Annotated in this window: 11 protein-coding genes and 3 pseudogenes; 9 read left to right on the top strand and 5 right to left on the bottom strand. The window is 67.4% G+C overall.

The window, feature by feature from the left end:
• The first annotated feature begins 329 nt into the window (after window positions 1-329).
• From ACTWQE_RS31915 to ACTWQE_RS31890, 6 genes are all read left to right on the top strand, one after another.
• On the top strand, window positions 330-1022 hold the full coding sequence (locus ACTWQE_RS31915; RefSeq protein ID WP_443332575.1) for a GGDEF domain-containing protein: 693 nt from the start codon (window positions 330-332) through the stop codon (window positions 1020-1022).
• Window positions 1019-1462, top strand: coding sequence for a hypothetical protein (locus ACTWQE_RS31910; RefSeq protein WP_443332574.1), 444 nt, complete (start codon window positions 1019-1021; stop codon window positions 1460-1462). Before ACTWQE_RS31915 ends, ACTWQE_RS31910 begins: the two co-directional genes overlap by 4 nt.
• Window positions 1459-1704 carry a hypothetical protein gene (locus tag ACTWQE_RS31905; RefSeq protein WP_443332573.1) on the top strand — a complete coding sequence of 82 codons (246 nt, stop codon included), beginning with the start codon at window positions 1459-1461 and terminating at the stop codon, window positions 1702-1704. The genes ACTWQE_RS31910 and ACTWQE_RS31905 overlap by 4 nt, the downstream gene beginning before the upstream one ends.
• 75 nt (window positions 1705-1779) lie before the next feature.
• Window positions 1780-2328 carry a WhiB family transcriptional regulator gene (locus ACTWQE_RS31900; RefSeq protein WP_443332572.1) on the top strand — a complete coding sequence of 183 codons (549 nt, stop codon included), beginning with the start codon at window positions 1780-1782 and terminating at the stop codon, window positions 2326-2328.
• A gap of 9 nt (window positions 2329-2337) precedes the next feature.
• Entirely contained in the window at window positions 2338-3219 is an 882-nt protein-coding gene (locus tag ACTWQE_RS31895) for an Lsr2 family DNA-binding protein (protein WP_443332571.1), read from the top strand.
• On the top strand, window positions 3219-3707 hold the full coding sequence (locus ACTWQE_RS31890) for a hypothetical protein (RefSeq protein WP_443332570.1): 489 nt from the start codon (window positions 3219-3221) through the stop codon (window positions 3705-3707). The genes ACTWQE_RS31895 and ACTWQE_RS31890 overlap by 1 nt, the downstream gene beginning before the upstream one ends.
• A 601-nt stretch (window positions 3708-4308) precedes the next feature.
• Here ACTWQE_RS31890 and ACTWQE_RS31885 read toward each other — a convergent pair.
• Window positions 4309-4557 (bottom strand): annotated as a pseudogene (locus tag ACTWQE_RS31885) (aminoglycoside phosphotransferase family protein); the annotation flags it as partial.
• A gap of 402 nt (window positions 4558-4959) precedes the next feature.
• Here ACTWQE_RS31885 and ACTWQE_RS31880 point away from each other — a divergent pair.
• On the top strand, window positions 4960-5715 hold the full coding sequence (locus ACTWQE_RS31880) for a hypothetical protein (protein ID WP_443332576.1): 756 nt from the start codon (window positions 4960-4962) through the stop codon (window positions 5713-5715).
• On the opposite strand, the pseudogene ACTWQE_RS31875 reads toward ACTWQE_RS31880, so the two are convergent.
• Window positions 5706-6094, bottom strand: a pseudogene (locus ACTWQE_RS31875) (transposase); the annotation flags it as partial. The gene ACTWQE_RS31880 and the pseudogene ACTWQE_RS31875 overlap by 10 nt on opposite strands.
• A 180-nt stretch (window positions 6095-6274) precedes the next feature.
• Entirely contained in the window at window positions 6275-7261 is a 987-nt protein-coding gene (locus ACTWQE_RS31870) for a helix-turn-helix domain-containing protein (protein WP_443332569.1), read from the bottom strand.
• Window positions 7262-7442: 181 nt separating this feature from the next.
• On the opposite strand from ACTWQE_RS31870, the gene ACTWQE_RS31865 reads away from it, so the two are divergent.
• Window positions 7443-8444, top strand: coding sequence for a hypothetical protein (locus ACTWQE_RS31865; RefSeq protein WP_443332568.1), 1002 nt, complete (start codon window positions 7443-7445; stop codon window positions 8442-8444).
• 77 nt (window positions 8445-8521) lie between these two features.
• Window positions 8522-9658 (top strand): trypsin-like serine protease, encoded by a 1137-nt coding sequence (locus ACTWQE_RS31860; RefSeq protein WP_443332567.1) that lies wholly within the window; start codon window positions 8522-8524, stop codon window positions 9656-9658.
• A 32-nt stretch (window positions 9659-9690) separates the two neighbouring features.
• Here the strand turns inward: ACTWQE_RS31860 and ACTWQE_RS31855 are convergent.
• Both ACTWQE_RS31855 and ACTWQE_RS31850 read right to left on the bottom strand, forming a co-directional pair.
• Window positions 9691-9936: pseudogene (locus tag ACTWQE_RS31855) on the bottom strand (transposase); the annotation flags it as partial.
• A 966-nt stretch (window positions 9937-10902) separates the two neighbouring features.
• Window positions 10903-12198: a recombinase family protein gene (locus tag ACTWQE_RS31850; protein WP_443332566.1), complete on the bottom strand. Its 1296-nt coding sequence runs from the start codon at window positions 12196-12198 to the stop codon at window positions 10903-10905.
• Between the last annotated feature and the right edge of the window lie 267 nt (window positions 12199-12465).

Here is a 12465-nt window from a genome sequence, read left to right as displayed (position 1 = left end):
TGTCTGCAGTCACCGATGCCGACAGCCACTTCTACGACTACGACGACGAACCCGCCGCCCTGGAGGACTGACGGCCCCGCGTGCCGCCCCGGCTGTATCGGAGGCCGGGGCGGTGCCCAGGGCTGCAGCCGCACCGCCCGCGCCAGCGCCTGGGCGCTGGCCGAGTTCCCCAGCGAACGGGCCGCACGCGGCCACGTGCGCCTGGACCCGCGCCGACAACGACGACTTCGCGCTGCAACTACGCCCCGGGACGGCCGCCATCGGCCTGGTAACCACGTCGGCCGCCCCGGGCCTGCCCATCCCGTACGAGACGAGAGGGAAACCTCAGTATGTCCTCCAACGTGTGCGTACAGGCCCGCTTAGGGCAACGCGCTTTCCTCCTCACCACACTCGCGGTCCCGCTCGCCGGCTGGACCGTGCACGCCCTCACCCTGCACCGGCGACTCGCCCAGGAGCGCCGCGACCCGCTCACCGGAGCCCAGCGCCGCGCAGCATTCGAGCGCCGCGCCCAGCGCCTGCTCCACCGGCACCCGCATGACTCCATCGTCTGCCTGGTCGACGTGGACGACTTCAAGGGTCTGAACGATGCACACGGCCACGCGGCCGGAGACATGGCACTCGCCGCGACGGGCGAGCGCTTGGCCCTGTGGGCCGGGCCTCACGGGGTTGTCGGGCGCCTGGGAGGTGACGAGTTCGCCGTGGCTGCCCGAGTCGACAACCGCGACAACGAAGAGGCGATGGAACAGCGCCTGGGCCAGCTCATGGATGCGCTGCGCGAACCGGTCCTCACCGACGCCGGGCCCATTGCGGTCGCCGCGTCCGTCGGAACCGCCGCCCCGGACTACCTCGGCACCAGCGCCCTGGCGACCCTGCTCCGTGGCGCGGACGTATCCATGTACCGGACCAAGCACACCGGCAACTACGGCTGGGCGGAACTGGAGGACCTGGAGGCGGTGACCGTCAACGGCCGCCGTGCCGGACGGCCCGGCACGCACGTCTCCGCGCTGGGGAGGGCCGCGTGAAGGAGATCCCCGACCCACCGGACTGGATCCGGGGCATCACCGTCCGGCAGCCGTGGGCCACCTGCATCCTCGCCGGGAAGGACGTGGAGAACAGGCCCAAGCCCTGGAGCTGGCGAGGCTGGGTCCTTCTGCACGCCGGGAAGAAGATGGAATCCGCCGTGTTGCGCGACCCGCTGGTCGCCCGCGCGATCCGTGACCGCCAGCTGCACCTCGGTGCGGTCATCGGGGTTGCCCGCATCACCGGCTGCCACCAGGACGACGGACCCGAGCTGTGCAGCCCCTGGGCGCAGCGCGGCGCTCACCACCTGGTCCTTGCTGACGTCCAGGAGCTCGCGCTCCCCGTGCCGGCTGATGGTGCGGTCGGACCGTGGCGGCCGACGCAGGACCTCGCCGGCCAGGTCCTGCTCCAGCTCCCCCACCTTCGTCCGCCGAAGCCATGACGGGCCGCCGAGCGAAGCCCACTCCAGGAGTACCGGCTACCCAGCCGGTGCTCCTGGACTGGCGTGCCAGCCTCCACTTCCGCTGGGACGAACTGTGCGTGCTGTGCACCAACCTCACTCCGCCGTGCTCCCACGCTGCCGGGCCTGTGCACAAGACGTGCGCGGAGCTCTGGAACGCAGTGAATCCCGGCGAGGTCAGCTTCGTCTCCGAAGCGCACAAGCGCGACGACAGCCAGGCCTGACCTGGCCCCGCCCCGCGCAGGGCATCAGGCCGCCCGGCGGCGGACCCCTCGATCACTTCTCAGGAGGAGCCCTCCATGAGCCGTACCGGCATTCCCAACACCCCGGGCCCCACCGAGGCCGACCCCCGTATCCCCTTTCCCTTCACGGACACGCCGACCGCCTGCCAGACCCATCCCCGGTGGTTCTCCCACGAGCAGACCAGCACACGGGCCGCGGAGCAGGACATCGCCAAGGCGAAACTCGCCTGCTCCGGCTGCCCGATCGTGACCGACTGCCTGAAATGGGCGCTGGCCCACCCCGACCTCACCCGCGTCGGCGTGTGGGCGGCCACCACGACCCGCCAGCGCGGACAGCTGCGCCGCCGTCTGGCCAACCGGCTCGGCCCCGACTGGGTCGGCGTCATCGCCCAGCGAGACCAGGACGCCCGCCAGCGCCCACGCCCTCCGCTGCCCCAGGCCACCACAGCGCCGACCGAACGGGAGAAGACGCTCGCCCGCCTGGAGCCGGAGCTGATCCCGACCAGGCCGACGCCTTACGAGCCGTGGCGCGAACCCCTCACCCCGCATCGGCAGGCCCACAACCGGCACCTGCTCGAACTCGACCTCGCTCAGCGGTCCGCATAGGAGGGCCCGGTGTTCAACGACTGGCAGCAGGCCCTCGAAGCCGAATCGCTCGCGCTCAACCCCAGCCCGGAACAGGAGCTCGCCGCCGCGAGCCGCGTCACCGCACGCAACGCCCGCGACAAGGAGGACCTGAGCGAGCTCCTGGGTGCCCTCGGGGTGCCCACCGACGAAGGCACCGTCACCGCCCTGCTCCCTCTACTCCCCGCCCCCGACACCGCCACGACCGGAGACACAATGCCCACCGAAGCCCCCAACGCCTACACCGCCGTTGCCGCCTCCATGCTCAGCAACGGTGCCGCCCCCGAGCACGTCCGCAGCACTCTCGGACTCTCTGAGGACCAACTCGCCGACGCCCTCAGGCACGTCGGTCCGCCCCCTGCCGCCGCCCCGGCTGCCGACGCCGCCAGCGCCGCCACAGACGTCTCGCAGGCGGCCGACCACGGGCCCGGCAGCGAGGCGGACACCGGCGACGCCGACCGCCCCGCGGCCGACCCGGGGATCGAGGCACTGCTCACCTGGGGCGAGCAGCACAACACCAAGGGCGTCCAGGCGCTGGCCGCCCGGGCGCGTACGGCGCTGGCCGAACTCGCCAATCGCCGTGAGAGCGAACACGCCGTTGCCGACGCCGAAGCCAGGGTCGGCAAGCTGGAGAGCGAGCTGGCCCGCGCCAGGCAGGCGCTGCGGGAGGCGAAGAGCGGCAAGCCCGCCGCCCCGGTCCCGGCCGCCCCAGCCCCGGCCGCCAGGCGGCGAACCAAGGAGGAGCTCGCCGCCATCCGCACGTGGGCCCGCGCCAACGGCCACCAGGTCGCCGATCGCGGCCTGCCCGCCCGTGCGGTGCTGGACGCCTACGCCGCCGCCCAGCGCACCACGGAGATGGGGGAGGCGAGCTGATGGACGCCGTCCCCCTGAGCATCGACGGCTACCTGGAAAGTGAGCCCGGCCCCGCACCCGGCGACACCACCGGCGTCACCGCCGTATTCCGGATCATCCACTCCCCCAGTGCCGAAACCGAGGATGAGCTGGTCCTGCCCTGCGCGGCTGTCGATCCCCGCATCGTGGACGCGCTGCTCAACGAGCTGGAGCCGGGCGACCTGTTACGGGTCTCCGGAACCCTGACCCTGCCTCACAGCACCACCGGGAGGCAGCTGCACGTCGACACCCTCGACGTTCTCGCCACGGCGCCCCTGCGCACCACTGAGCAGGCGGAGGGGCCGGAGTTCACGTTCGACCGGTACGGCGCGTATGTCGCCGTCAGCCGCAGCGACACCAGCGCGGTGCAGCTGTGGACCGAGGCCGGCGCCTGGGTCGGCACGACTATCGACCCGGCCTCCATCGCCGACATCATCACCGCGTACGAGAAGGCCACCCGCAAACCCTGACTCCGACACCACACGAAGGCCCGTCCCTGCGGCATCCCCCGCAGGCGGCGGGCCTTTTTGCGTTGAGGCCGTAAACCGGGTTAAGACCTCAACGGATCGCTTAGCTCCGCATAAGCAGGAGGGTGAGGTGCTTACGGTGCTCGGCCGACATGTGGCGCGCGGAGGCAGTCGTCGGGCCGGTACAGCAGGGCCCCTCCCCCGCCACAGACCAATGTCAAGGCCGAGCGGTGCAACCGCAGTTTGACCGACCGGCTCAATGCACCGCGCCCAGAGCCTCATGCCAGCCTCGTGTCAGATCTGCTTGAAGACGGAGCTGGCCGCCCTCGGCCTGCCGTACATTTTCTGTGCTCACCACCCCGAATCTGATTGCGCCGCAATCACGCTGCGCCTTCAGCGTGGGCGGGCCGCACGGCATATCCGGCGAGCTGCGTGCGCTCTCCCGAGAACCGCGTCTGCTTCGCCGTCTTCCAACAGCAGCAGCCGAGTGCGCCCGGCAGATCCCGGGGAGAGGGAGGCCCGACCGCGCCGTCCCGGTACGCCGCCCCACCACCAGCATGGGAACCCCGGGCAGAATTCGGGACAGAGCGTGTGAGGCCTGCCGCGTCAGTCGGGTCAGGGCGCCGGCCTCCCTGTTCAGCCAGTCCTCGGCGTGCTCCACGTTGACGAAGGTCCGCAGCACCAGGTCACGGGTGTCTGAGTCCCGCGTGCCGACGGTCAGCCTCCGCATTTCGGCAGTGATGCCGCCGGGCAGCGCCTCGGTCCTGACGATCGGTTCGCTGACCTCCAGGTGCCGGCTCACCCAAGCCAGTGTCAACGGTCGGACAGCCGCCGCCTCATCGTGGTTGATCACCGTGCCTCCCCATGTGGGCACACCGGCATACACGCCCCGGCAGACCGGCAAAGGACACGCGGATGGCCGACCATGCTTCCAGTGTCGTACGAGCCGCTGACACCCGGGAGGGCGCCCGGCCGGTCTTACCGTGCCTTGCGTCCTGGAGGACGGGGCGGCCAACGTCGGCGAACAGATCATCGGGAATGCCGTCGCGAAGCCACTGCTTGGCGGTAGACGTCAGCATTTCCCCCGTCCCGTACAGCAAAGGTGCGGCCTGGCGGCCCATGATCTCGGTGGCGGCCTCGGCTCGGACCGGCAGACCGAGGTCGGCCTCGGGACTGGTGGGCTCGCATGTTGAGGTGTCGCGTATTCGTCGGTGAAGTTTGCTGAGTGTCACCATGCGTAGAGGTGGGCGGCGGTGTGGGTGACAGCGATCCGCTTGTAGGGCAAAGTGCTGACATGGTGGATGGAAATGCCCTATACGGGTTAGTGGGAGCCGTGGCCGGAGCCCTCGTCACGGGAGTGGCAGGTATTTTTGGGCCGCTCAAGCTGCAGAAGCGTAATGCCGAGCAGCAGTACGCGACCGATCGTCGGACGTCTGATGATGTGGAGGTTCAGCGCCTGATTGATCTGCGTACAACGGTGCGTGCGTGGCACACGGCCCTGCAAGACATAGCACAAGAACTCGAACTCGGTCGTTCCGTGGACTTTGAGCGGTTTGAGCAAGTAGTTCATGGGCGTCGAGAGGCTGCCTCAGCTGCCATCGACGCAGGAATCCGTAGTGACGTATACGTCCATCAGATCAATGCTTTCAGCGGTCCGACCGGGGATGTCCCGCCACTCCGCGTCGAACGTGTGCAGCCAGCGCCACCACGGCTGCCGACCGCAACCCCCGACCAGGGAGTCGCGCCAGGCCGTCCGAGCACGGAACGTCGCCGTCCGCGCAGCTACTTTGACCATGAGACACGAGAGCGCTTCGTGCTGGTCCTCGATGTTTTGGAAGCAGCAACCCGTCTCATACGAGGCCTCGTAATCAAAGGATCCCAGCTGCAAGAGGATGACCGCACTGATCTCGACTCTGCATTAAGCGAGGTATCCCGAGCTCGTGATCGCCTGGCAACGTTGCTCCTGGACCGCATTGCGGAGATCAGGGGGCGCCCCATCCGCATGGCATAGGCCCGTTGGCGCACTTCAGCCCGCTCGGCACGGATGGCCCGCAGGCCTTCTCCCCGGAGGCTGCGAGGGTGTCGATGAGGCGGGAGACCGTCGGATCGGAGGCCACCGGCCCGAACACGGCCGGCTCGGCCCGCAGCATGCCGACATCCGCAAGGCAGTCCCCGCCCAGCGCGACCGCCAGGGCCACGTCCAGCAGGATCTTGCCCGGATCGTGCACCGCCCGAGCCTTCCGCCACGGCGTCAGCGCCGCTGATATCGCGGTGTCCACGCCGGCCCTGCGGACGGTCTCGACCAGCAGCACGCCCCCGGCCTGCGAGACCACCGCGCGGCCGCCGCCCTCGATGCGGACACGCGGGTACGACCCGATACGCTTCTTCACTTGGAGAGTGCTTCTTTCCGTGCAGCCAACAGGACCCTAGACAAGTCCCATCGTCGCAGGTTAGGAGCACTCTCCGCTTATTTGATCAAGCCTCGGACACCCCACCTCGTGAAAGCGCGAGGCTAGCGTTACTGGCTGTCCCGTTGGTCCCCAAGGCCGAATGAGCGCAGATCTTGTTGATCACAAGGTCGAGCTGTGGTGGGCGGTGGTGCGCCATTCGCGGGGTGACATGCCGTAGGCGGCGCGGAAGGCGCGGCTGAAGTGGGAGGGGCTGGTGAAGCCGAAACGGTGTGCGATGGCCGTCACCGCTGGGATGCTTCGGCCGGTGCGGCTGAGTTCGCAGCGGCAGGCTTCCAGCCGGCGGTGCTGGATCCAGCGGCTGACGGTGGTGTCCTCTGTCTGGAAGAGCCGGTGGACGTAGCGCACCGAGATGTGGTGCGCGTCGGCGATGGTCTGTGGGGAGAGGCCCGGGTCGGCGAGGTGGCGGTCGATGAAGGCTTTGACGCGCAGCCGCAGTGCGGTGGTGGCGGCGTCGGTGCCGGTGTCGGGAACCCTGCGGTCCAGTCGTTCGGCGATGAGGGTGGCCAGCAGGTCGGCGGCGTTGCGGGCGAGCAGGTCGCCGAGGTGGGGCGGGTGGCTTCCCGCCTTGGCGGCCAGCTGAGAGAGGAACGGGATGACCAGTGCGGCGGTTTCGGTATCGGCGCGGACGGGGGCTGTGGTGAGGCCACGCAGGTCGGCCTCGCGGACGCCCACCATCCACCGCGGTATCTGGACGACGTGCATGCGGAAGGCGGCGGGGTAGGTGACCGTGTAGGGGCGGTTGGTGTCGAAGAGGGTGAGGGCGCCCGGCTGCAACAGCGCCTGGCTGCCGTTCTGATCGATCACCAGGTGACCGCAGTCCTGTAAGCACACGCTGATGTAGTCGTCGTCCGCCCCGGAGGCCCCTCGTGTGGTCTGGCGGACCTGTAAGGGGTCGGAGTCCGTCGTGGCCAGACGCACGGAACCGATGTGGTCGGCGACGAGAGTGCCCTGGTAAGGCACGTCGGTGGGCGTCGAGACTTCCAGCCGGACAGAAGCCAGCTGGTCGTAGGTCTGGCTGATCGCCTCATGCCAATAGGCCAGCCGTTCTCTGGCGGGCACGGATGCGGTGGACAGCACGACGCTCATGACGATCCCCCTTTGGTCGTGGGCACTTCACTTCACTTCCTCTTGATGGGCCTGAATGGGCGTCGGTTCAGCCGGTGAGTCGCTCTGGGTCAAGTCCTCTGGCACGGAGAGGCGACTCGGCCCTCGGCACGGCCCGTACCTTCGTGCTGTCAGGCCCGGTCTACACGCGAAGAAGGGTGCCATGGAAGGCTTTCATCGCAACAGGCAGTCACATGTGGGGCGGCGGAGCGTGCTGCGCGCCACTGCGGCCACAGCGGCCGGTATCACCGTGGGCGCGAGCGGCGTGCTCGTCGGTGCGGGACCGGCGCTGGCGGCGGGGCCTGCCGGGATGCCGACGTACCGCTATGTGCGCGACGCGCTGGTGGGGCCGTTGAGGCCCACAGGGGAGGTCATCTTCCCCTGCATCCGCGGGGTGTACGACAAGATCAGCGGGGCGAGGTCCCGCTACTACCTGTACTACGCGCCGCATGAGAACCCGGGCGGCATCCGCGTTGCATTCGCCGACGCCCTCGACGGGCCCTTCACCCAGTACGAGGGCAACCCGCTCATCGACAACATCTTGCCGACCACCACCGTCAGCCATGTCTCCTCCCCGCACGTGACCTGGGACGCGGCCACCCGGCAGTTCTTCTGTTACTTCCACGGCGAGAACACCGTCACCCGCGTGGCCCGCTCCACCGACGGCCTCCACTTCACCGACGAGACACCGATTCTCAGCACCCGCCTGGTGCCCGGCACTTCGGAGACGTCGTACGCGCGCGTCTTCGAACACGCCCTGCCGGGGCGGAACAACAAGTACGTCATGGTCTTCATGGGCGTACGGGACGGGCGGCGGATCTTCTACGGGTGGTCGCCCAACGGCTGGGACAACTGGCGGTTCAGCCCGACTCCGCTGGTCAACCCCGAGCCGGACGGCGTCACCGACATCTCTGGCCCGAGCCTGGTCAAGCGCAACGGCACGACGTACGTCGCCTACCACGGAAACGACGGACGGATGTATCTCACCGAGGTCGGCAACACCTTCAACAAGGAAACCCACCTCGGCGTTTTCCACTCGCCCATCGCCTCGGACCAAGGGCGAGTGGCCGCGCCCTCGTTCGGCTCCGAGGACGGTGTCGCGTACATGTTCTACGAGGCCGGCCCCCGGCTCACCGCGCGCATATGCATCGCCCGCGCGGCCTGAACCCAACAAACCCAGAGGAAGGCCCTGCTGTGAGATGGATAAAGAGACCCGGAAAAATCAGCTTACTGTCTCGGATAATGGCAGTTCTCGCCCTTCTGGGTGCCGCACTCGCGGTCTCACCCGCCCCCGCGTCGGCAATCATCGGCGGGGACATCGCGGGTAAACTCAGGGGGCAGGTGCAGATCTTCCAGAACGGTTCATTTAACTGCGGCGGCACCCTGATCGGAGGCGAATGGGTTCTCAGCGCCAAACACTGTTTCTTGACGAACGATGTCGACAACTTCATCGTCTATGCGGGAAGCCGCCACCTTCGCGGCGGTCACCGGATGGAGGTGGCCGAGATCCACAGAAACCCGTACGTCGATATCGCACTGGTCAAGCTCAAATCCAAGGTCCCGGGTTACGAGAACGCCGTGGTCCCGTACGCCCTGGGGCTGGCGGACCAGGGCGGCAGCGTTGCTTTGAGCGGCTGGGGGAACACGTCCAGCGATCCGGACAGCGTAAGCCCGGAACTCAAGATCGCCTCGATGAGAGTCGCGAATCCTCGCCTGCACAACGGTCTGACGGGAAGCTACCCATTTCCTGATGAAGATGCTGCCATGAGCCTGGCGGACGCCGGAAGCGGTACCGGCTCTAACGGCGATTCAGGGGGAGGCATCTGGTACAAGGGGCACATCATCGGCGTCTACACCGGATATTCGACATCGATCCAGTCGCAAGTAGCCACTCTCGTCGGCACCTATGAGGGCGAAAAATGGATCAAAAGCATAAGCGGAATATCGGGAGACGGTCATCGTCTCCGGGTCAAATTCGGTGACGCCTCCCGGGGGGTCTGCCTCTCCACCTACGAGCGCTCCGCTGATCCTGCGGTCATGGAAAGGTGCGACGGAGACAACCTGCGAGGCAACTGGAAGTTCTACCCATACGCGGGAAGCTTCTTCCATCTGAAGAACTGGGAAAGCGGACAGTGCCTGACCGCCGAGAGAGTGCGCTTCAGGTTCACCGGGAAAGTGCACGCAGCGAACTGCGGAACGGGGGAACAGGAATGGGGATACACCTGCGACGGCAGGCTGATGAACGGGGGATCAAGGATGATGCTGACCGGTTGGAACGACAACACGGTCAGTTTGACCCCGCTCGGTGAGCAGCAAGCAAAGACCTTCTGGCAGCTCGTCCCCCGGCCGGCGCTCCTCAACTGCCTGTCAGGCGGCTGAGCCACAAGGGCCACCATACTGACCGTCCGGTGGGCCCGCAGCAGGGCGACATTGGCCAGGCAGTCCCCGCCCAGCGCGACCGTGAGGTGCCACATCGAGCAGGATCTTGGCCGGGTCATGCACCGTCCGCGCCACGGCGCCAACGCCGCTGATATCGCGCTGTCCAGCCCGGTCTTGCGGACCGTCTCCGCCAGCAGCACGGACCCGGCCTGGGAAACCACTCCGCGGCCACCGCCCTCGACACGGACACGGGGGTACGACCCGGTACTCTTCTTCACCTGAGGAGTGCAGCTTTCCTGACGACGACATGGACCCTAGACAAGTCCCATCGTCCCAGGTCAGAGGCACTCCTCGCTTATTTGATCAAGTATCGGACACTCGCAGTCGCGAAAGCGCGAGGTTAAGCCGAAGCCCGACTCGACCATGTTCCAGGCGTACATGGGCGCTGGCTCGGAGCCGATCGTCTTCGATGTCTGGCTTTCGGAGAAAGCGGAGCAAAGGTCTACATCGAGATCATTTGGACCCGCCTGCGTCCGTATCGGGCGTGCGGTGAGCGTGTTGAGGTCGAGTCCTTGGGCTGGGAAGAGTGGCGGTGGCACTGGGGGTGCGTTTGCCTGCGTCGCAGGCCTGGAGGGAAGTGGTGGACAGCCCGCCCGGTACGGACGTCGGGCGGCTGGGTGCCCATGGGCGGGCGGGCGCGCGCCGAGATCCCCCGATGACCATCGACGGTCAACAAGCCTGTTAGCCATGCGGCTTCGACAGTGTCGGCCGTGGGGACCATCGGTACAGCCATTAACGCTAAGTACTTGATCTTGGTCGGCTGATGTCGCCATACTTCCTGGCTTCGTCGGCCAGAGCCCGCCCCTGCGATCCTGCTCTAGGTGCGATGAGTTGACCGGGCCAAGGCTGAGGTTTCCTACACAGATGTTCAACGTTGAGAGCGTTGCTGCTCGTGCAGCTGAATGTTGTGGTCCCTTTGGTGGTCACTGTGGTCGTGGCGGCCACGGGTTACGGGGCGACCTACCTGACGAATCTGCGTCTGGCGCGCCGCAAGGATCATCTGGACCGGGGCAACCGCCAGCTCAGCGAGCTCTATGGTCCGCTCTATGCGCAGTCTGCGGCCATGGACCGAGCCTGGCGTAAGTTTTACGCCCGGTATGGGACCGTGTGGACTGTGTCGGCCCCCGCCACGGCGGAGCAGGCCGCCACCTGGCGCTTGTGGATGTCAACGGTTTTCATGCCGCTCAACCGGCGCATGGTCGAAACAATCGCCTCCCATGCCGACCTGCTGCGCGAGGACACCATCCCTGAGCCCCTGAAGGAGCTGTGCGCGCATGTGGCCTGCTATGAGCCCATCGTCGCCCGCTGGCAGGAAGAAGGGTTCGACTCACTCCAGGTCGACGATCATGTATCGATCGCTGGCAATTTCCCACACGAGGAGCTGGACGCCTACCTACGGACTTCCTTTCGAGTCGCTGAAACTCGAACAGGCACGGCTGCTCGCTCGGATGCAACGCCTGCGCTGACCGTGACGTCATCCACGAGGAGTGCCTCCGGCGTTCGGGTGAGGCTGGGCTTGGAGCCGTTCGCGCCGATCGATCTCTTCTGGGGTGAGCGGGTCTTCGGGCCGACGGATGCGGACGGGCTTGGGCCTGACCGGTAGGTCCACTTCTGCGGCGGCTTCGGCGAGCGCTCGGTAGAGGGAAGCGACCGACGGGGACTTGCCCGAGTTCTTCCCGGTCTTGATGGAGCTTCTTCGCGATCTCCGGGACGGGGACGCCCTTGTCCTTCAGTGCGACGGCGAAGGTGAGCATGTCGTCGTCGATGACCTTCGGCCGCCCGCCGTGGTTACCCTTGGACGCGGCGATGACCTGGCCTTCGAGGGTCTTCTCCCGGATGTAGTTGCGTTCGATCTGCCCGGCGACGGCGAGCACGGCGAAGAACATGGCGCCCATGCCGTTGGGGTCGTAGATGCCGGTGAGCGGGCCGGTGAGGAGTTCGAGCTGGATGCCGCTGGCCTGGAGCTCGGCGGACAGCGTCATCAGCTCGGCGGCGCTACGGGCGAGCCGCTTGAGCTCGTGGACGGTGAAGATGACCGGCGTCTCGGGCGCGGCCTCCTTGAACTGGTGGGCCAGCGCGAGCGCCTTCTCCAGCTCGGGCCGCACCTTCACGCGGGTGCGGATCTGCTCGTGGAAGACCTTGTAGCGCTCCGCCCGGCGGAGGGCTTCGAGCTGGCTGGCCAGCTCCTGCCGGGCGGTCGACGTGCGGGCGTACCCGATTCTCACCGGCCGCTCGGTGCGGGGCGCGGGCACGACGGCGAGCGCGGGGCCCTGCTTCCACGCGCGGCCGGGGAACCGGTCGACGGCGACGGGGATCTCCAGTTCCTCGCGCAGCGCAGGGATGAGGACGAAGCGGGGGGTGTGGTATTTCGCGGCGGTCTTCCCGCCGCGCGTGCGGCAGGCGCTGCCGGCGGGCGCGTCACAGTTCGGGCAGTCGTTACGTTCTACCGCCAATGCGGCCAGATCGGGCGTGAGATCCATGGCGGGAGTCTCTCAGAAGTGCCTCGCACAACGTGCGGGTTTCGAGAGGGCTTTTGCGATGGCGACCTGCGAAAACGTGATCGCCCCAGGGCCTCTCGCAGAACTCTCACAGATGGTCATTTATGAGAAGGACCGAGATCCTCGGTGTCGGCAATAGTGGCCCATCGGTGTGTGAGGCGGCGGCATGCGTGGACGAGTTCGGGTGGGTGGAGGTCGGTGAGTTCGGTGTCGAAGGTGGCGAGGATGCCGGCGATGCCGGCCCAGGAC

The sequence above is a fragment of the Streptomyces sp. 8N706 genome (genome assembly GCF_052245415.1).
Lineage (GTDB): Bacteria > Actinomycetota > Actinomycetes > Streptomycetales > Streptomycetaceae > Streptomyces.
The sequence above is the reverse complement of the archived record's forward strand: the minus strand, read 5'-3'. Positions and strand labels throughout refer to the sequence as shown.

Excerpts from the sequence above, each read along its gene's own strand:
- ACTWQE_RS31915 (WP_443332575.1), top strand. The coding sequence starts at position 330 with ATGTCCTCCAACGTGTGCGTACAGGCCCGCTTAGGGCAACGCGCTTTC.
- ACTWQE_RS31905 (WP_443332573.1), top strand. The coding sequence starts at position 1,459 with ATGACGGGCCGCCGAGCGAAGCCCACTCCAGGAGTACCGGCTACCCAG.
- ACTWQE_RS31900 (WP_443332572.1), top strand. The coding sequence starts at position 1,780 with ATGAGCCGTACCGGCATTCCCAACACCCCGGGCCCCACCGAGGCCGAC.
- ACTWQE_RS31890 (WP_443332570.1), top strand. The coding sequence starts at position 3,219 with ATGGACGCCGTCCCCCTGAGCATCGACGGCTACCTGGAAAGTGAGCCC.
- ACTWQE_RS31870 (WP_443332569.1), bottom strand. The coding sequence starts at position 7,261 with ATGAGCGTCGTGCTGTCCACCGCATCCGTGCCCGCCAGAGAACGGCTG.
- ACTWQE_RS31865 (WP_443332568.1), top strand. The coding sequence starts at position 7,443 with ATGGAAGGCTTTCATCGCAACAGGCAGTCACATGTGGGGCGGCGGAGC.
- ACTWQE_RS31860 (WP_443332567.1), top strand. The coding sequence starts at position 8,522 with ATGGCAGTTCTCGCCCTTCTGGGTGCCGCACTCGCGGTCTCACCCGCC.
- ACTWQE_RS31850 (WP_443332566.1), bottom strand. The coding sequence starts at position 12,198 with ATGGATCTCACGCCCGATCTGGCCGCATTGGCGGTAGAACGTAACGAC.